The 19,519-nt window shown below is 64.2% G+C and carries 14 protein-coding genes and 1 pseudogene; 9 read left to right on the top strand and 6 right to left on the bottom strand.

Annotation, left to right across the window (positions count from 1 at the left end):
- Nucleotides 1–72 precede the first annotated feature (72 nt).
- Complete coding sequence (locus WQQ_RS15905) at nucleotides 73–1,857, bottom strand: acyl-CoA dehydrogenase (RefSeq protein ID WP_007186249.1); 1,785 nt, start codon at nucleotides 1,855–1,857, stop codon at nucleotides 73–75.
- 193 nt (nucleotides 1,858–2,050) lie between these two features.
- Here WQQ_RS15905 and WQQ_RS15910 point away from each other — a divergent pair, with 193 nt between their 5' ends.
- The 4 genes from WQQ_RS15910 (at nucleotide 2,051) to WQQ_RS15925 (ending at nucleotide 6,754) form a co-directional block, all read left to right on the top strand.
- On the top strand, nucleotides 2,051–3,292 hold the full coding sequence (locus WQQ_RS15910) for an AraC family transcriptional regulator (protein ID WP_007186250.1): 1,242 nt from the start codon (nucleotides 2,051–2,053) through the stop codon (nucleotides 3,290–3,292).
- On the top strand, nucleotides 3,198–4,148 hold the full coding sequence (locus tag WQQ_RS15915) for a lysylphosphatidylglycerol synthase transmembrane domain-containing protein (RefSeq protein ID WP_040454247.1): 951 nt from the start codon (nucleotides 3,198–3,200) through the stop codon (nucleotides 4,146–4,148). The genes WQQ_RS15910 and WQQ_RS15915 overlap by 95 nt, the downstream gene beginning before the upstream one ends.
- Nucleotides 4,149–4,267: 119 nt before the next feature.
- Nucleotides 4,268–5,539 carry an NAD(P)/FAD-dependent oxidoreductase gene (locus tag WQQ_RS15920; RefSeq protein ID WP_040454249.1) on the top strand — a complete coding sequence of 424 codons (1,272 nt, stop codon included), beginning with the start codon at nucleotides 4,268–4,270 and terminating at the stop codon, nucleotides 5,537–5,539.
- Between the two features lie 123 nt (nucleotides 5,540–5,662).
- Entirely contained in the window at nucleotides 5,663–6,754 is a 1,092-nt protein-coding gene (locus WQQ_RS15925) for an acyltransferase family protein (RefSeq protein WP_007186254.1), read from the top strand.
- Nucleotides 6,755–6,804: 50 nt separating this feature from the next.
- On the opposite strand, the gene WQQ_RS15930 is transcribed toward WQQ_RS15925, so the two are convergent.
- Nucleotides 6,805–8,979: a malate synthase G gene (locus WQQ_RS15930; RefSeq protein ID WP_007186255.1), complete on the bottom strand. Its 2,175-nt coding sequence runs from the start codon at nucleotides 8,977–8,979 to the stop codon at nucleotides 6,805–6,807.
- Nucleotides 8,980–9,127: 148 nt separating this feature from the next.
- Between WQQ_RS15930 and WQQ_RS15935 the strand changes: the two genes are divergently transcribed.
- Nucleotides 9,128–9,874 carry an SDR family oxidoreductase gene (locus WQQ_RS15935; protein ID WP_007186256.1) on the top strand — a complete coding sequence of 249 codons (747 nt, stop codon included), beginning with the start codon at nucleotides 9,128–9,130 and terminating at the stop codon, nucleotides 9,872–9,874.
- Nucleotides 9,875–9,882: 8 nt separating this feature from the next.
- On the opposite strand, the gene WQQ_RS15940 is transcribed toward WQQ_RS15935, so the two are convergent.
- From WQQ_RS15940 to WQQ_RS25275, 3 genes and pseudogenes are all read right to left on the bottom strand, one after another.
- The gene (locus WQQ_RS15940) at nucleotides 9,883–10,212 is read right to left on the bottom strand and encodes a hypothetical protein (RefSeq protein ID WP_157534716.1); all 330 of its coding nucleotides are present in this window, start codon (nucleotides 10,210–10,212) and stop codon (nucleotides 9,883–9,885) included.
- A gap of 110 nt (nucleotides 10,213–10,322) precedes the next feature.
- Complete coding sequence (locus tag WQQ_RS15945; protein WP_366489872.1) at nucleotides 10,323–11,699, bottom strand: endoglucanase; 1,377 nt, start codon at nucleotides 11,697–11,699, stop codon at nucleotides 10,323–10,325.
- Between the two features lie 240 nt (nucleotides 11,700–11,939).
- Nucleotides 11,940–12,281, bottom strand: a pseudogene (locus WQQ_RS25275) (endoglucanase); the annotation flags it as partial.
- A gap of 78 nt (nucleotides 12,282–12,359) precedes the next feature.
- Between WQQ_RS25275 and WQQ_RS15950 the strand changes: the two are divergent.
- Entirely contained in the window at nucleotides 12,360–13,718 is a 1,359-nt protein-coding gene (locus WQQ_RS15950) for an MFS transporter (RefSeq protein ID WP_007186260.1), read from the top strand.
- Here WQQ_RS15950 and WQQ_RS15955 read toward each other — a convergent pair.
- A complete protein-coding gene (locus tag WQQ_RS15955; protein ID WP_007186261.1) occupies nucleotides 13,708–14,421 on the bottom strand; it encodes a TetR/AcrR family transcriptional regulator in 714 nt (237 codons plus the stop codon). The two genes, WQQ_RS15950 and WQQ_RS15955, sit on opposite strands and share 11 nt — an antisense overlap.
- Nucleotides 14,422–14,521: 100 nt before the next feature.
- Here WQQ_RS15955 and WQQ_RS15960 point away from each other — a divergent pair, with 100 nt between their 5' ends.
- From WQQ_RS15960 to WQQ_RS15970, 3 genes are read left to right on the top strand one after another with little or no spacing between them, the layout of a single operon-like run.
- Nucleotides 14,522–16,141 carry a carboxylesterase/lipase family protein gene (locus tag WQQ_RS15960; protein WP_007186262.1) on the top strand — a complete coding sequence of 540 codons (1,620 nt, stop codon included), beginning with the start codon at nucleotides 14,522–14,524 and terminating at the stop codon, nucleotides 16,139–16,141.
- Nucleotides 16,142–16,165: 24 nt separating this feature from the next.
- A complete protein-coding gene (locus WQQ_RS15965) occupies nucleotides 16,166–17,758 on the top strand; it encodes a tannase/feruloyl esterase family alpha/beta hydrolase (protein WP_007186263.1) in 1,593 nt (530 codons plus the stop codon).
- A 12-nt stretch (nucleotides 17,759–17,770) separates the two neighbouring features.
- Nucleotides 17,771–19,519: an AMP-binding protein gene (locus WQQ_RS15970; RefSeq protein WP_007186264.1), complete on the top strand. Its 1,749-nt coding sequence runs from the start codon at nucleotides 17,771–17,773 to the stop codon at nucleotides 19,517–19,519.

The raw sequence follows: 19,519 nt of genomic DNA on the forward strand, positions 1-19,519 counted from the left end.
TTTCTTGTGCTGCGTTCCGGAGAGGCTGATCCGGCCGACCGCACGCAGCCGGATCAGCGCGACCGCCGACGATCAGAACGCCTGGTCCGAGATTTCGAGCGTCCCCCCAGCTCCGTTGACGACCGCATGCGCCAGGCCCGGGGCTTGCGACAGTACGTGGTCGGCGTAGAAGCGGGCGGTGATGAGCTTGGTCTTGTAGAAATCCGAGCCCTTGCCCGCCGCGATATGGCCGGCCGCAATCGAAGCCGAGCGCGCGAGCTGCCAGCCGCCGGCGACGATGCCGAACAGCTTCAGTAAGGGCACCGAGCTCGCGAGCACGCTGCGCACGTCCGGGCCGTAGTTCGCCACGACGTACTGCACGCTGCGATCGAAGGCATCGATACCGGCTGACAGCGTCTCGCGCAGGGCGGCGAATTCCTCGCCCTTCAGCGACTCGGCCGTCTCGCGCATGCTCGCGATCACGGTCTTGGCGGCATGGCCATTGTCACGCGCCATCTTGCGGCCGACGAGGTCGGCGGCCTGGATGCCGGTGGTGCCTTCGTAGATTGCGGTGATGCGTGCATCGCGCAGGTGCTGGGCAGCGCCGGTCTCCTCGATGAAGCCCATGCCGCCGTGGATCTGCACGCCGAGCGAGGCGATGTCGATCGAATTCTCGGTGCTCCAGCCCTTCACGATCGGAATCATGAGGTCGACGAAAGCCTGCGCCTTGGCCTTTTCGGCCGCATCGGGAGCCAGTTGCGCGGTGTCCATTGCCGCGGCGACCACGGCCGCGAGCGCGCGCATGGCCTCGGTCTGCGCCTTCATGAGCATGAGCATGCGGCGCACGTCCGGGTGGCGAATGATGGCCGCCTTGCCGCCGCCCTTGACCCCGGCCTCGGCGCCCTGGACGCGATCGCGCGCATAGGCCAGGGCGCGCTGGTAGGCGCGCTCGGAGATGCCGATGCCTTCGATACCGACCGAATAGCGGGCCGCGTTCATCATGATGAACATGTATTCCAGGCCGCGATTCTCTTCACCGACCAGATAGCCGACGGCGCCGCCGGCCTGGCCGAAGGCGAGCACCGCGGTCGGGCTGCCATGGATGCCCATCTTGTGCTCGATCGAGACGCAGCGGACATCGTTGCGCTCGCCAAGGCTGCCGTCCGCGTTGACCATGAACTTGGGGACCACGAAGAGGCTGATGCCCTTCACGCCTTCCGGCGCGGTCGGCGTGCGCGCGAGCACGAGGTGGATGATGTTGTCGGTCAGATCGTGCTCACCGTAGGTGATGAAGATCTTCTGGCCGTCGATCTTGTAGCTGCCGTCGCCCTGCGGAACCGCGCGCGTACGCACCGCGGCGAGGTCCGAGCCGGCCTGCGGCTCGGTCAGGTTCATCGTGCCGGTCCATTCGCCGCTGACCATCTTCGGCAGATAGGTTTCCTTGAGATGCTCCGAGCCGCGCAGCTCGATCGCCTCGATCGCGCCTCGCGTCAGCATCGGGCATAGGGCGAAGGCCATGTTCGCGCCGTTCCACATCTCCTCGACCATCGCCGAAACCAGGCGCGGCAGGTTCTGGCCGCCGATCTCGCCCGGGCAGGCGAGCGCGTTCCAGCCGCCTTCCACGAACTGGCCGTAGGCGTTCTTCCAACCCGGCGTGGTGGTGACTTCGGTGTCCTTCCACCTGGCGCCGTTGGTGTCGCCGGCGCGGTTGAGCGGGGACAGTACGCCGCCAGCGAACTTGGCGGCCTCTTCGAAGACGGCTTGAACCAGGTCGGGCGTCGCCTCCTCGTAGCCGGGCAGCTTGTTCACGGCATCGAGCCCGGCGAGCTCCTCGACGACGAACTGCAGATCGCGCAGTGGGGCGGTGTATTCGCTCATGGGAAGTCCTTGGCGGATTGAGGGTAGGCCGTTACGAACGGCTAAGGCAGCGAACGATAGTGGGCGCCTGGGTTGGAAGCGACACCCATCGGGGTAGCCCCCGCGTTCGCGATAAGGCGACAAGTTTAAAAAGCCTCCATTCGCCGGCGAATGTCGAAAACCGCCATCCGCGATGAGAGAATTGGTCATTCCTATGGGAACCCAGAAAAACGAGACCGTGCAGGACCATACCGCGGGCACCGTGTCGATCGCCTTCGTGCGCGAGGTGATCGCCTCGGCGGCTCGGCGTGGCCAGCCGGCTGCTCCGCTGCTGGCCGCAGCGCAGATTCCATCCAAAGCGCTCGAGAACGACGCGGCGCGCGTCTCGCCGGGCCAGTTCGGTGCCCTCTGGCTCGCCGTAGGCCGGGCGCTCGACGATGAGTTCTTCGGCCTCGACTCGCGTCGTGTGAAGGTCGGCAGCTTCGCGTTGATCGCACGCAGCGGGCTGCAGGCGCGGAATCTGCGCGAAGTGCTGGTCGGCATCTCGCGTTTCTTCCGCATCCTGCTCGACGATATCCGCATCGATTTCGAGACGGGTGCCGAAAGCGCCGAGTTGCGGCTCGTCGATCTGCTGCCGCGCGGCCCGGCTGGCGAGATCGACCGAGTTCTCGCCCACGAAACCCTGCTGACCCTGATTCACGGCCTGGCCTGCTGGCTGATCGCGCGGCGCATTCCGGTTCGGCGAGCGCTGTTCGCCTATCCGCGCCCGCCCTGGGGCGAGGAGTACAAGGCGGTGTATTCGAGCGACTCGCAGTTCGATGCGCCCGTCACGCGGATGATCTTCGATGCCCTGCTGCTGGAGACGCCGGTTGCCCAGACCGAGCGCACGCTCGGGGATTTCCTGCGCGGTGCTCCGGGCAACTTCATCCTCAAGTACAAGAACGAGAACAGCCTCTCGAGCCGGGTGCGCCGCCATCTGCGCTCGCGGCCGCCGTCGGACTGGCCGAGTTTCGAGGTGCTGGCCGATGAGTTCCACATCGGCGCGACCACGCTGCGACGCCGGCTCGAACGCGAAGGCACCAGCTTCAGCGCCATTCGCGACGCGGTGCGTCGCGATCTGGCGATTTCGCATCTGCAGCGCTCGGACGCCAGCATCGCGGATATCGCGCTGACGCTCGGATTCGCCGAGCCGAGCGCCTTCCATCGCGCGTTCAAGCAGTGGACCGGCGTCAGGCTATCGAGGCGACGGAAGGCAGGCCAAGGCGCGCGAGCCGATCTGAGCGAGGACGCCGCAAGTCACTGCTCATTCAGTACCTACCGACAGACTAGGCCCCGAATCCCTGGGTCGGACCTTGCTCGGCATGGACAAAGCAAAGTGGCAGCAACGCGGCAAGCTGATCCTGTCGATCGTGTTCCTGGTGGCCGTCGCGTGGATCGTCATCGATCGGGGTTCTGAGCTCGACTGGAAGGAAATCACCACCTCGCTGCTGCGCTACGACGCGCTGACGATCGCGGGCGCTTTCGGGCTCGCCTTGATCGGCTATGTCGCGTGCAGCGCTTACGATCTGCTGTCGAAGCATTACGTCCATCACGACATTCCGGCCCCGACCGTCATGAGTATCGCGTTCGTGAGCTACGCGGTGAACCTCAATGTCGGCGCCCTGCTCGGCGGCCTGGGCTTTCGCTACCGGCTGTATTCCCGCTACGGCCTCGAGACCGCACGCACGACGCAGATCATCGGTCTCTCCGTACTGACGAACTGGGTCGGGTTCATCCTGCTCGCGGGCCTGGTGCTGCTGATCGCCCCTCCCAAGCTGCGTGATTCCTGGCACATGGGGTCGGCCGCGCTGCAGGGACTCGGCTTGCTGATGCTCGGCATCGTCGCGGCTTATCTGGTGTTCTGCGCGAGTTTCCACGGGCGTTCGCGGGAGATCCGGGGCGTGCATTTCGAATGCCCGACGCTTCCGTACGCGGGCGCTCAACTGGCGCTCTCGTCGGTGAACTGGCTCGCCGCATCGGCAGCCGTGTATCTGTTGCTGCCGCGCGAGGTGGCGTTTTCGCAGGCGATGATCGCGTTCATGGCGAGCGGCCTGGGCGGGCTCATCGTGCGCCTGCCGGCCGGCATCGGCGTGCTCGAAGGCACTTTTCTGGCGATCCTGGGCGGCACGATCGGCCACGGACGCCTGCTCGCGGCGCTGCTGGCGTTCCGGGCGGTGTACTACATCGCGCCATTGATCGCAGCCCTGTTGCTGCACTTCTGGCTCGAGATCCGGGCCAAGCGCTCGGCCGCGGCGGCTGCCGCGCCCGGCTGAGCGCCCCGCCTCGAACCGGAATCTGCTCGCCTTATCTAAGGCGGCGCCTTGAGCGTGACGCCCAAGATGCCTACTCTTGTCAGGTTACAGAGGCCTAATAACGACGAGAGAAGGGTGCAATGACGACAGAGGAAACGTCCCAGCCGGTGTTGATCGTGGGGGCTGGTCACGCGGCGGGCGAGATGGCGACCGCGCTGCGCATGAATGGATACAAAGGGCCGATCACCCTGATCGGCGAGGAACCGCATCTGCCGTATCAGCGCCCGCCGCTGTCGAAGGCGTTTCTGTCGGGCGACATCACCCACGAGCGTCTTTATGTGAAGGGGCCGGCGGTCTACACCAACGCTGCGATCGATTTCATTCCGAACAGCCGCGTCACCGCGATCGACAAGGCCGCCAAGACGGTCACGCTCGAAGACGGGCGCACGCTGTCGTACAGCAAGCTCGTGCTCGCCACCGGGGGCCGTCCGCGCCAGCTCTCGCTCGGCGACGAGCGCGTCAACAAGGCGCCGAACCTGCACTACCTGCGCACGATCGGCCACGTCGACAACATGCGAGAGCAGTTCAAGCCCGGCAACAAGCTCGTCATCATCGGCGGCGGCTACATCGGCCTCGAAGTGGCTGCGGTCGCGCGCAAGAAGGGCATCGACGTCACCGTGTTGGAGGCGATGGATCGCGTGCTGCAGCGCGTGACCGCGCCGGAAGTTTCGGCCTTCTACCAGCAGGTGCATGGCGAAGCCGGCGTCAACATCCTCGTCAACACCGCGCTCACCGGCTTCGAGTTCGACGCCGAGGGCAAGGTCACCACGGTACTGACGGCCAATGGGCACAAAATTCCGGCTGACGTGATCATCGTCGGCATCGGCCTGATTCCGAACGTCGAACTTGCCGAGCAAGCGGGCCTTGCGCTCGAGAACGGCATCGCCGTCGACGAGTACGGCCAGACCTCCGATCCGGACATCCTCGCCATCGGCGATTGCAGCAGCCATCCGAACGCCTACGCGGGCCGCCGCCTGCGCCTGGAATCGGTGCCGAGCGCGCTCGAACAGGCCCGCTCCGCGGCCGCCCTGCTCGTCGGCCAGAAGAAGCCGTACAACGCGGTGCCGTGGTTCTGGTCGGACCAGTACGACCTCAAGCTGCAGATGGTCGGGCTCAACCAGGGTTACGACACCGTGGCGCTGCGCGGCTCGCCGGCGAATCGCAACTTCCTCGCGTTCTACCTGAAGGACGGCGTGGTGCTGGCGGTGGATTCGATCAGCCGTCCGCAGGAGTTCATGGTCGCCAAGAAGCTCGTCGCCGAGCGCGTCAAGGCGGATCCGATGGTGCTCGTGGACGAGTCTCAGCCGCTCAAGGCCCTGGTGCCCGCAGCGCCGGCTCCAGCGGCTTCCTGAACCGCATCGAGTGACCAGAGACGGCCCGGAATTCCGGGCCGTTTTGGTTTTCGCGCTCGTCGGGCCAGAGCTTGCGGCAGGTCGGTTCACGCGCAATTCAAGCGGCGACGGTCCAATGGGCCGATGGCTCGCCAGATCGAATCGCTCACCGGCTTGCGCGGCATCGCCGCGATCGCCGTCGTCGTCCATCACGTCAACGTCTTCGTCATCGGTGGGGACATCGTGCTGCGCGGCCAGCCGTTCGTCGATCTGTTCTTCGTGCTGTCGGGCTTCGTCATCGGCCTCGCGTATCTGAAGCCGGGCTCCAGGCATTTCGATTGGAGCGGGTTTTTCCGTGCGCGCTTCGCCCGCATCTATCCGCTGCACCTGGTGACGACGCTCGCGATGGCGGCCGGTGTCGCGATGCTCGCGTATCAGCACGGCGAGCCGCTCGACGAGCGTTACTCCGCAATGTCGGCGCTGCGCGAACTCACGCTGCTCGGCGCGATGCCGATGATCGCCGCCGAGCGACTCTGGAATTATCCGTCGTGGTCGATCAGCGTCGAGTGGTGGAGTTACTTCACCGTGTTCCCGCTGATCCTGTGGCTGCGCGGCTCAGTCACGCGAACGCTCGCGATCGGCTTTTGCGTGCTCGCCTGCGGCGTCGGCGTCGGGCTTCATTTCTTCGATCCGACGCGTGTCTTCATCGGCTGGCCCGCGTTCCTGCGTGCCGCCGTGGGCTTCGGCCTGGGTTGGGTGGTGTGGGAAATCTGGCGACGCGGCGCCCAGCCGGTTCGAGCGGGCTATCCGCTCGCCTTGCTCGCTGCGATGCTCGTCGCGATCTATGCGATTCCGGCGATGCGCGCGGACGATCACGATGCCTGGTTCCTGATTCCGCTGTATCCGCTGCTGATCTACGCGCTCGCGAGCGCCGATCGCCAACCGGGCAATGGGCTCAATCGCAGGGCTGCGGTCCGGCTCGGCGAGATCAGCTATTCGATCTACCTCGTGCATCCGCTCGTGCTGCTGCTGTTGCAGACGCTGCACCCGCGCATCGCGGCGCTCGCATCGCGCAACGAGCTGCTGGTGATCGAAAGCCTGCTAGCGCTCGCGGCGACGGTCCCAATGGCGGCGATGACCTATGCGCTGATCGAAAAGCCAGCGCGTCAGTGGCTGACGGACAAGGCAGGCAAGCGCATCGGCAGTCCGGACGCCCCAAACGCACATCGCGCCTGATGGCTCAGGCGCGATGTGGTGTAGAGCGGCAGTGGCGACTGCGCTGAAGCTCAGCCCTTGAGCTTGGCTTCCAGTCGACGCTGATGCAGCAGCGGCTCGGTGTAGCCATTCGGCTGCGAAGTCCCCTTGAACACGAGGTCGCAGGCCGCGGCGAACGCAACGCCATCGAAGTTCGGCGCCATCGGGCGATAGAACGGATCGCCGGCGTTCTGCTTGTCGACGACCACGGCCATGCGCTTGAGCGTCTCCATGACCTGCGCCTCGCTGGTCAGGCCATGGCGCAGCCAGTTGGCGATGTGCTGGCTGCTGATGCGCAGCGTCGCGCGGTCTTCCATGAGGCCGACGTTGGAGATGTCGGGCACCTTCGAGCAGCCGACGCCCTGGTCGATCCAGCGCACCACGTAGCCGAGGATGCCCTGCGCGTTGTTGTCGAGCTCCTGCTGGATCTCTTCGGCCGTCGGACGCGCATCGCCCATCAGCGGAATCGTCAGGATGGTATCGACCTTGGCGCGACGGCCGCCGGCCGCGATTTCCTTCTGGCGCGCGAACACGTCGACCTGGTGATAGTGGATCGCGTGCAGGGTCGCGGCGGTCGGCGAGGGCGTCCACGCCGTCGTCGCACCGGCTTTCGGGTGGCCGACTTTCTGTTCGAGCATCGCCGCCATGAGGTCCGGCATCGCCCACATGCCCTTGCCGATCTGCGCCTTGCCGGGCAGGCCGCAGGCCAGGCCGATGTCGACGTTCCAGTCTTCGTAGGCGCTGATCCACGGCTGCGACTTCATCACCGCCTTGCGCACGACCGGACCGGCTTCCATCGAGGTGTGGATCTCGTCGCCGGTGCGATCGAGGAAGCCCGTGTTGATGAACACCACGCGCTCGGACGCCACCTTGATGCAGGCCTTGAGGTTCACCGTCGTGCGGCGTTCCTCATCCATGATGCCGATCTTGATCGTATTGCGCGGCAGGCCGATGAGGTCTTCGATGGCGCCGAACAGATCGACCGCGAACTGCACTTCCTCCGGGCCGTGCATCTTCGGCTTGACGATGTAGATGCTGCCGGTCTTGGAGTTGCTGAGCGTGTTGAGCTTCTTGACGTCGTAGGACGAGATCAGGCTCGTCACCACGCCATCGAGAATGCCTTCCGGAATCTCGCGGCCCTGGCCGTCCAGCACCGCCGGGTTCGTCATCAGGTGGCCGACGTTGCGCACGAACAGCAGGCTGCGGCCCGGCAGCGTGAACTCGCCGCCGCTGGGCTTCACGTAGGTGCGATCGGTGTTGAGCTTGCGCGTGATCGTACGGCCGCCCTTCTGCAGTTCTTCGACGAGGTCGCCCTTGATCAGGCCGAGCCAGTTCGAATACGCCACGACTTTGTCGGTGGCATCGACCGCCGCGACGGAATCTTCGCAGTCCTGGATCGTGGTGATCGCCGATTCGAGCACCACGTCCTTCACGCCGGCCGCATCGGTCTTGCCGATCGGGCTCGCGCGGTCGATTTCGATCTCGACATGCAGGCCGTTGTGCTTGAGCAGGACCGAGGTCGGCGCGGTCGCATCGCCGGTATAGCCGACGAACAGCGACGGCGTGGCGAGCCCGGTCTTGCCGGCGGCCGTCGTCACCGACAGCTGGCCGCCCTCGATCGTGTAGGCGGTCGCATCGGCGTGGCTGCCGCTGGCGAGCGGAGCGGTGGCATCGAGGAAGGCCTTCGCATAGGCGATGACCCTGGCGCCGCGCACTTCGTTGTAGCCCGGGCCCTTGGTCGCGCCGCCTTCTTCGGAGATCGCGTCGGTGCCGTAGAGCGCGTCGTAGAGGCTGCCCCAGCGCGCATTGGCGGCGTTGAGCGCGTAGCGCGCGTTCATCACCGGCACCACGAGCTGCGGGCCGCACTGCTCGGCGATTTCGGCATCGACGTTCTGCGTGCTGATCTTGAAGTCGGCCGGCTCGGGCAGCAGGTAGCCGATCTCGGTCAGGAACTGCTTGTAGGCCGCCGCATCGTGCGGCTGGCCGGCGCGCTCGCGGTGCCAGGCATCGATCTGCGCCTGGATGGCGTCGCGCTTGGCGAGCAGCTCGCGATTGCGCGGGGCGAAGGTATCGACCAGGCTTTCGAAGCCCTTCCAGAACGCGCCGCTGTCGACGCCGACGCCCGGGAGGATGCGCTGTTCGATGAGATCGTGGAGGACCTGGGCAACCTCGAGGTTGCCTTTGCGAATGCGGACGGTCGTGCTCATGCGGCTTAAGCTCCGGCAGGCGTGGAAGAGGGGCAGGCATTCTACACATTTAAGCTGTCAGTCCGGCGAATGGATAGCACCAGTTTTGCCTATAACGTGCGGACCTAGACCAAAGGCTAGTGCGCCGTACCCGACGAGGAATTTCCGCATGCGACGCAGCATTCTGATCACCGGGGCGAGCTCCGGCCTGGGCGAAGGCATGGCTCGCGAATGGGCTGCCAAGGGCCGCGATCTCGCGCTCTGCGCCCGTCGCCTCGACCGGCTCGAAGCCCTGCGCGACGAGCTGGTCGAGCGCCATCCCAACATTCGCGTCAGCATCCGGGCTCTCGACGTGAATGACCACGAAGCCGTGTTTCGCGTATTTCGCGAATTCCACGACGAATTCGGCACGCTCGATCGAATCATCGTCAACGCCGGAGCCGGCAAGGGCGGGCCGGTCGGCACCGGGCTCTTCGAAGCCAATCGCCACACGGCCGAAACCAACTTCGTCGCGGCGCTCGCCCAGTGCGAAGCGGCGATGGAAATCCTGCGCGAGCAACGCCAGGGCCACCTCGTGATCATCTCGTCGATGAGCGCGATGCGCGGCATGCCGCGCATCATGGCCACCTACGCGGCGACCAAGGCCGGCGTCGCCGCGCTGGCCGAAGGCCTGCGCATCGAAATGCGTGGCAAGCCGATCAAGATCAGCACGATCTACCCGGGCTACATCGACACCGACATCAATCGCAAGATGAAGAGCCGGCCGTTCGTCGTCGACACCGTCACGGGCTGCAAGGCGCTCGTCAAGGCCATCGAACGTGAGCCCGACAAAGCCTATGTGCCGGGCTGGCCGTGGACGCCGATCGGCTTCGTGATGCGGCGGCTTCCGCTGTCGGTGCTGGGCAAGCTGAGCTAGCCACGCCCTCAAGGAGCGAGGCCGCCCCTGGCGTCGATCGCCTTCCGCATCGCCGCGATGGTCTTGGTCGCACGGAACTCGGCGACGTCCCTGGCCCACTGCGCCATTGGCTTCTTGTCCTCGATCCAGACGCCGTCGGTCGTCGCGAGGTTCGCCTTCACACGCTCCTTCGCGGCATCCGGGTCGGCACCCCTGACTTCGATCTCGACCGCTGGGGCGTCATGCACGTGGTCGCTGGCCTGGCATTCCTTCATTACGCCTTTGCTGCGCAGAAAATCGTAGACGCTGCGGTATTCGTAGTATTCGGCAGATGGGCGACCAGAGGCGCCGCGTTCCACTGTGCGTTGAGCTTGCGGGCCACCGCGTCCAAGTCCTTATCCAACAGTCGCTCCGTACTTTTACCGATGGCCTTGAAGCACGGAGCCAACACCTTCGTCGGGTTCCCTCATCAACGGCAGTGTAGGACGCCCTCGACTATGCCGGCGGCAGCCGCTCGCAGCTTCAGCAATTGCCGATCTGGCGAATGTTGCTGCTGAACTGCGGCCCCAGATAGAGCGATCGATGGTGCCGTGCGTGCAAACCGTGCCGGAATGAATATTTCGGTATCACCCTCGATTTCAGGATCGAGATCGATCGAAAAGCGGAATACACCTTCATCCTGCGAGTAGTGGACTTGGAGAATCCGGCCTTGGGCGCGCTGGAGGTAGGGCCGGCAGAATCCCGCTACGGCGCGACCTCCGTCGTCGTCGCCAGGCTGCTGGTCGCACGAGAAAATCGACAGATCCTCCTGATTCCAGCCGTCGCCGACGCGAAGATCGTTGCGGTTGGATGCGGTGTAGTTCCATTGCGTGGACGACAGCAGCAGCGTGTCGAGCGTGTCGTAGACACTCTGCAATGCCAGCGCCTGGGCCTGCCAGACTGCGCTGTTGCGCTCGCCTGCGCTCCAGCGGTGGAAGGATTCACCGTCGTTGAGGTCGAAGGGCACGCCGAATTCGCCGATCAGCGTCGGCGCGCCGCCGTTGAGTCGTTCGCCTATGGTGCGGAAGTAGGCGAGTTGCAAGCCGTAGAGCTTCCTTTTTTCTGTTTGATGCGCGGCATTCGGCGTCGATGGGCTGCGCTTGCTCCATAGCAGTGCCAGATCGTACCAGTGGCTCGCATTGATGGTTGCCGGTGGCATGTCTTTCGGAAAGCTGCGCCCCTGCGCGATCAGATGCGGATTGATCTCGGCGAACAGCAGCCAATCCGGATTGTGGCTGCGGATGGCCGCTGCCATGCGATGAAAGAACGGCTGCATGAAATCGCGTTCGTGATCGATACGCTGCCCGGCGTTCTTGATGAAGAAATCCTCGTCGACGACCTGCGCTGCGGTTTCGCCTGCGCGCCAGGCACCGGCCTGCTCGAACGGATCGGAGCCGTCCGACAGCCAGATCGATGTCCTCGAGCTGTTGTATTCGACTTCGTGTACCGCAATGCTTCCATCCGCGGCGCGCGAATAAAACGGAACCTTCGTCGTCAGCCCGCGTGCTGCCCTGAGTCCGTCGAACGGCGTCCACATCGGGCCCAGGCGCAGCGGCGAGTGATCGCTGATCGGTGGCGGTGCCGGACGCTGCGACATCTTCTGCCCCACCCAGCCGATGCCGGGCTCGTTGAGACTGTCGAAACCGATCACGTTGGGTAGCGAGGCGACACGCTTTGCGATCGCGGCGACAGCGCCGAAATAGTGGCGCTGCAAGTAGTGCTGCACGTTTTCGCCATCGACCTGCCATTGCGGCGTCAGGGTGGCGCCGGCGAAGAACGCGGTCCACATGATGCCGTTGGCTGCCATGCGATAGTTCACCGGCCAGCTCATCGCCGGATAGCGCGATTCCTGGCGCCGTTCCGGGTTCGAATAGTCGTAGCGATACTGCATCACGTGCGCGGCCGCAGCGGCATCGAAGCGGCGGAAATCGATCCCGAGCTTTTCGAAAGTCCAGCCGGGCGCGCCGCTGCCGCCCGACATGCGGCTCCACGCGTCCTGATGAAAATCGATGAACACCGCGAGCCCGTGCGCGGCCGCGCGTTCGCAGATATGGCCGACGTAGTCGACGTAGTGGGCATCATGCTCGCCAGGGCCGGCGTGCTCGACGGCTTCCCAGGTGACCAGCAGGCGCAGTGTGTTGAAGCCCCAGCGCGCGATACGCCCCAGATGCGTGTCGGCTTCGGCGAGTGGAAATGGGCGCCCGACGAAACTGACGCTGCGATGATCGCTGAAATCGGAAGGACGATCGGTGCCGCCGTCGGGATAGGGCAGCTTGCAGTCACCACCCAGATTGACCCCGCGCAGGATCAGGTGCCGGCCTTGCCGATCGACGAAACGCGTCCCTTCGATTCTCACCCAGAGCTTTGACATTTTGATGTGATCCCCCATACTTCGGAAAACTCATTATACAAATGGTGAGTGAAAATGCATGCACATAATCATGAGAGCTCCCGGGAGAGAGTCGACATGGAACTCAACATGGGTCTGGGGCGCCGCTTTGCGCTGGGCGCGGGTGACTTCGGCTTCAATCTGTATTGGCAGACGGCGTCGATCTACCTGCTGTTTTTCTATACCGACGTGCTCGGTCTGGCGCCTGCCGTCGCGGGTGCGATCTACATGGCGGCTCTGATCTGGGATGCGGCGCTGGACCCGTTGATCGGCTCGCTGGCGGATCGCACGCGTACGCGCTTCGGCCGCTATCGCCCGTATCTGCTGTTCGGCGGCTTGCCGCTGGCGGTGATCTTCGCGGCGATGTTCGCCGGTCCGGCGGGTGACAGCACCGCAGGCATGGTGTTCGCCGCAATACTGCATGTCGGCTTTCGCAGCCTGTATGCGGTGATTTCGATTCCCTATGCCTCGCTGTTCGCGCGCGTGACCCGCGATGCGCGCATTCGGGCTGATCTCGCCGGCATTCGCATGGTGTTCGCGACGGTCTCGGCACTGCTGGTCGCCAGTCTGACTTTGCCGTTGGTGAAAGCGCTCGGAACGGAGGATGCGCCGCGTCGCGGCTGGGTGATGCTGGCGCTGATCTTCGGCGTGATCGCGAGCTTGAGCCTACTGCTCGCCGCTTGGGCCGCGAAGGGCTACGACAAGATCGAGGATCAAGCTCAGCAGAAGCCGCCGATGAAGGCGCTGCTGCGCTCCTTGTATCTGAATCGTCCGCTGATGCTGGTACTCGGGGCGGTCATGATCGCGTCGATATCGTCGACGCTGTTCGGAAAAAACCTGCTGTACTACTTCAAGTACGTGGTCGGTCGCGCCGAACTCGGCAGCGCGGCGATGGGTGTGGTGGCGCTGGTCGCGGCATTGTCGGTCCCGATCTTCACCTGGTTGGCACGCACCTACGGCAAGCGCCGCGCCTGGCTTGTCGGTGCGGTTCCCGCGATCATCGGTATCTGCTGCTGGCATTGGTCCGATGGCATGCCGCTGCCGTTCCTGTTCGTATCGCTGGCGCTGTGTGCGATGGGCACCGGCGCCTACGGTGTCTGCTTCTGGTCGATGCTCCCGGATACCGTGGAATACGGTGAATGGCGTAGCGGCGTGCGCGCCGAATCACTGATTTTCGGTTGCGGCGTGCTCGCGCAGAAAGTCGCGCTCGGCGTCGGTGCAGGCGTGCTGGGCCTTGCACTGAAGCAGATCGGATACGTGCCCAACGAGCTGCAGTCGGCGGCGACCTTGAACGACCTCAAGCAGTTGATGTTCTGGGTGCCGCTGATCGGCGGCCTGGTATCGGCCGCGCTGGTCTATTTTTATCCGATCGGGCTCAAGGAGCATGCGCGCATCGTCGAGGAAATCGCGGCGCGCAAGCTGCCGGTCAGCGAATGAAAACGCCCAGCACCGCTTCGATGTGTGCTTCGATGACGGCGTCGTCTGCCGGATCGATGTTCCAGACGCGCCGCACTTCCGGCGCCAGCGTGTAGAACGACTGCGCGGCGCCAACGATCACGTAGACCAGTGCCGGGGCCGAGGCTTTCGGCAGAATGCCTTCGCCCTGCAGCATGCGCACGAAGCGTTCTGCGGAACGCGAGGTTTCGCCGATGAAATGATCGGCTGCCCAGTGCAGCCTTTCGCTGTCGCGCACGCTCTCCTGGACCATGAGACGCGCATGCTCGGGATGGCGCGCGCAATACAGCACGTAGCGGCGCAAAGCCTCGCGCGCGAACTGGCGCCGGCTTTCGCGTGTGCGCAGCTGCACCGTGGATGGCGGCGCCGACAGTTCGGCGAATTGGCGCGCGAACAGAAACGTCACCGCTTCGCGCCACAACGCGTCCTTGCTGTTGAAGTAGTACTTGATCAGCGCGTGATGCACTCCGGCCAGCTCCGCAATATCGCGGGTCGAGCTGCCAGCGAAGCCGTGCTCGGAGAACACCTGCAACGCAGCCTGCAGGATCGCGGCGCGTGTCGCTTCTTTCTGCTGCAAACGCAGGTTGACGCGCGGTTCATCCGGCTGCGCACTGGCGTGAGAGGCCGTTTTTGCTTTCGGCTTTGCTTTTTTTTTCTTCTGAGCGGTCTTGAGGGCTTTTGACATCGGTGTGGCCTGGGTTATGATCGATCTCATTATACAACTGGTGAATAAGAGGCGTGACTCTTTCCGAGAGTCTAAGCCGCGAACTGGTGAGGAGAGTTGGATGCGCGTTTCAAGTCATCATTTGTCGATGTTCGTGTTGTTGGGCAGCTTGCACATTGCCAGCTCCTGCGCGGCCCCGCAGTCGACGACCGCGGTGGAGCGGCAGGCTGCCGTTGCGGTACCGGGCACCGGTCAGACCACAGCCACGGTGCGTGTCGAGACCGGCGTGTTGCAGGGCGCGGTCAGCGAAGCCGGCGTCTCGTACAAGAACATTCCGTACGCCGCACCGCCGGTCGGTGATCGCCGCTGGCGCGCCCCGGCGCCGGCCGAGCCTTGGGACGGCGTGCGTGATGCAACGCGTTACGGCCGTGACTGCATGCAGAATCGGCAGTCGTGGGACTCGATGGCGCCAACGCAGCCGCAAAGCGAAGACTGCCTGTATCTCAACATCTGGTCGCCCGCCTCGGCCGGCGAAAAGAGCAAGCTTCCGGTGCTGGTCGCGATTCATGGCGGTGGCTTCGTTGCCGGCGCCGGCAGCCAGGCGGTACTCGACGGCAGCAAGCTCTCAGCGCGCGGCGCGATCATCGTCACCTTCAACTATCGGCTCGGACGTTTCGGCTTCTTCGCGCATCCCGCATTGAGCGCGGAGAGTCCGGGCAGCGCGGTCGGCAATTACGGCTTCATGGATCAGATCGCGGCGCTGCAGTGGGTCCAGCGCAATATCGCCGCGTTCGGCGGCGATCCGGCGAACGTGACGGTGTTCGGCGAATCCGCCGGCGGTGAATCGATCAACTATCTGATGCTCGCCGCCGATGCACGGGGTTTGTTCGCCAAAGCCATGGTGCAGTCCGGCGGAGGTCGTTCGCCGTGGCCCAAGCTGAGCGAAGACCGGCCGAATCTGCCGTCGGCGGAAGCCGTGGGCCGCAAGTTCGCGACGAAGGCCAAGGTCGCCTCGGACGATGCGGCCGCACTGCGCGCGGTGTCGGCGGCCAAGGTGCTCGGCGGCATCAGCCTGATCGACAACGACGGCGGCACCTACAGCGGCCCGATGATCGACGGACGCATCGTCACCGCTGCGGTCAGCGACGGATTCGCGCAGGGCAGGCAGGCCCAGATTCCTTACTGGATCGGCAGCAACAGCAACGAGTTCGGTTTTCTGCCGGGCTTCTTGCTCGGCCGTTCGAACAGCAAGCTCGTCGAGCAGTTCGGTTTCGACGAAGCACAGCTGATCGCGGGCTACGGCAGCAAGGACGCGTACGAAGCGAATTTTGCCAGCGACGTCACTTTCACGGAGCCGGCGCGTTATCTCGCGACCGCCGCGGCCGCGAAGCAGCCGGTTTATCTGTGGCGTTTCGCCTACGTGGTCGAATCCAAACGCAAGTCATCCAAGGGGGCGGCGCATGCCACCGATCTGCCGTTCACGCTCGGCAATCTCGCGGCCAACGGCGACAAGATCGGCGATGCGGATCGGCTTGCCGCTCAGCAGTTCGGCGATGCATTGATCGCCTTCGCCCGGACTGGCGTGCCGGCGATCGAGGGTCAGCCGGCGTGGCCACGGTATGCCGCAAAAGAAGGGCGAATGGTGGAATTTTCCGAGAAGGGCATCGTGATCACCAGCGCTGCGTCCCTCGCGCTCGATGCGATCGCTCAGCAGTTCGCCAAGCGCACCAGCGCGCCTTAAGTCGCGCCTCTCAGGAATCGACATATGAAAATCATTGCAAAAACGCTGACGATGTTCGCTGCGCTGTCGGCATTTTCACTGCCGCAACAGGCGCACGCTGCGGACGACGCCTGCCTGGCTCTGAAGGATTTCAAGCTCGCTGGAGGTCGCATCGACAGCGTCGGTACGATGACACCGCCGGAGCCGCTGGACCTCGGCATCAAGGGCGTGCCGCCGCTGCCGGTGTTGAACACGTATTGCCGCGTACAGGGCCGGCTGACACCCACGCCGGGGTCCGATATTCGCATCGAAGTCTGGTTGCCGCCGAAGGAGAAATGGAACGGCAAGTTCCTGGGTGCCGGCAACGCCGGTTATGCCGGCAATTTCACCTCGCCGTACCTGTTCATGGGCAATGCCGTCGGTCACGGTTATGCGTCGGCCGGTACCGACACTGGACACGTCAACGGCCAGATGGGGGATCGCGCCGCCTCCGGCGCAGGCTGGGCGCTGGGCCAGCCCGAAAAAGTGATCGACTACGGCAACCGCGCCAATCATCTGACCGCCGCCGCGGCGAAATCCCTGGTGCAGGCTTACTACGGCAATGCGCCGAAGTATTCGTACTTCCAGGGCTGCTCGAATGGAGGGCGCGAGGCGCTGATGGAAGCACAGCGCTATCCCGAGGACTACGACGGCATCATCGCCGGCGCGCCGGCCTACGATTGGATATCGCTGGTCGCCGGCATGGCCTGGAACACCTTGGCACGAGACGCCTTGCCCGACGGCATGCTGCCGGTCGCCAAACTCACCGTGCTGCAGAACGCGGTGCTCGAGCAGTGCGATGCGCTGGATGGTGTCAGCGATGGCTGGCTCGACGATCCGCGTCGCTGTGCGTTCGACCCGGGCACCGTGCAGTGCAAATCCGGCGACAGCGATGATTGTCTGAGCGCGGCCGAAGTCGTTGCCGTGCGCAAGATTTATTCGGGGCCGAAGACCGCGGCAGGAAAGCAGATCTATCCGGGTTTCCCGCCGGGCTCGGAGGCCGCGCAATGGAACCAGTGGCTCACCGGTGCGGAAACCGACGCGGCGATGTTCTCGACCGAATACTTCCGCAACATGGTCTTCGAGAAGCCGGATTGGGAACTGGCGCAACTGAACCTGGATCGCGATCTGCCGATCGCGCGCGCCAAGCACGACAAGATCATGGTGTCGAACAATCCGGATCTTCGCGCGTTCGCCAAGCGGGGCGGCAAGCTGATCATGTATCACGGCTGGGGTGATGCCGCGATTCCGGCGCAGAGCACGATTGCCTATCGCGATGCCGTACGCGCCAAGCTTGGCGCGGCTGAAACCGACAAGTTCATGCAGTTGTACATGGTGCCGGGCATGAATCATTGCCTCGGTGGGCCCGGCCCGAACGACTTCGACATGATCGCCGCAATGGAGCGCTGGGTCGAAACCAAGACCCCACCGAAGGAAATCATCGCGGCCAAGTACGCCAACGAATACGCCGGTCTGCTCGGCCTGCCTCCGGGCGATCCGGTAGTGTCGCGCCCCTTGTGTCCTTACCCGCAAGTCGCGCTGTACAAGGGACAGGGCTCGACCGACGAAGCCGCCAACTTCAGTTGCGGTCTGCGCTGAGCGAGAACCGCGATGAGCGCGAATCAGCAGGCACGCCATCTCGATGCCGCTGCCGACAGGACGATGTCCGGCAGTCAGGTACGCGGCGTAGCGACATTGCCGCTGCTGGAATACACCATCGGTGAAGCATTGCAGCGCGCAGTGCAACGCTGGCCGGAGCGAGAAGCCTTGGTATCGGTACATCAGGGCATTCGCTTGAGCTACGCGCAATTCGGTGCGCGTGTCGACGAAATAGCGGCGGCATTGCTGGCGCTGGGGCTGTCGCCGGGTGATCGCGTCGGGGTTTGGGCCTGCAACTGCGTGGAATGGACCTTGGCCCAGTTCGCGACGGCGAAAGCGGGCTTGATCCAGGTCAACATCAACCCGGCGTATCGGCTCAGCGAAGTCGAATACACCTTGAACAAGGTCGGTGTGAAAGTGCTGATCGCGGCCGAGTCTTATCGCAGCAGCGACTACGTCGGCATGATCGAGGCGCTGGCGCCTGAAATCGCGGACAGCACCGCTGGCATGCTCGATGCGGCGCGCCTGCCCACGCTCAAGACGGTGATCAAGATCGGTGGCGCCCCACGCGCCGGATGGTTGCGCTTCGACGATCTGCCGCAGCTGGCGCGGCCGGTCCAGGTCGCGAAGCTGCTCGCGTTGCAGCCTTCACTGCATGCGCGCCAGGCGATCAACATTCAATTCACCAGCGGCACTACCGGATCGCCGAAAGGCGCGACGCTTTCGCATCGGAACATTCTCAACAACGGTTACTTCGTCGGTGCCAGCATGGATCTGCGCGAAGGTGACCGCCTGTGCATTCCGGTGCCCTTGTATCACTGCTTCGGAATGGTGATGGGCAATCTCGCCTGCATCACGCGTGGTGCCACGATGATCTATCCGGCGCCGACTTTCGACGCACTCGCAACGCTCAAAGCCATCGAATCCGAACGCTGTACCGGCCTGCATGGCGTGCCGACAATGTTCATTGCGCAGGTCGAGCACCCAGAGTTCAAAAGCTTCGACCTGTCGTCTTTGCGCAATGGCGTGATGGCGGGTGCGCCCTGTCCCGAGGAAGTGATGCGCAAGCTGATTGCGCACATGAACCTGCGCGATATCACCATCGCTTACGGCATGACCGAAACCAGTCCGGTGAGCTTTCAGAGTTCGCCCTCTTCGCCGCTGGATCGTCGCGTCAGCACGGTGGGGCGTGTGCAGCCGCATCTGGAATGCAAGGTGATCGACAGTGACGGCAAGGTGGTCGCCCATGGTGAGCGTGGCGAGCTGTGTACGCGCGGCTACTCGGTGATGCTGGGTTACTGGAACGATGCCGAGAAAACCGCCGAGGCGATCGATGCCGACGGCTACATGCATACCGGTGATCTGGCGACGATCGACGCGGAGGGTTACTGCGCGATCGTCGGCCGCATCAAGGATCTGGTCATTCGCGGTGGCGAAAACATCTATCCGCGCGAGATCGAGGAATTCCTGTTCAAGCATCCGCTGATCGAAGACGCGCAGGTCGTCGGCGTGCCCGACGAGAAGTACGGCGAAGAAGTCTGCGTGTGGGTCAAGCTGCGTGCCGGCGCGACCATGAGTGAGGCGCAGCTACGCGAGTTCTGCCGTGAGCGCATCGCGCACTACAAGGTGCCGCGCTACGTGCGCTTCGTCGAAGAATTTCCGATGACGGTCACCGGAAAAATCCAGAAATTCATGATCCGCGACGCGATGACGCGCGAGATCGCCAGTACCAGTCAACCGATGTACAGGTCGCAGGGCTGA

The organism is Hydrocarboniphaga effusa AP103 (genome assembly GCF_000271305.1).
GTDB classification, from domain to species: domain Bacteria; phylum Pseudomonadota; class Gammaproteobacteria; order Nevskiales; family Nevskiaceae; genus Hydrocarboniphaga; species Hydrocarboniphaga effusa.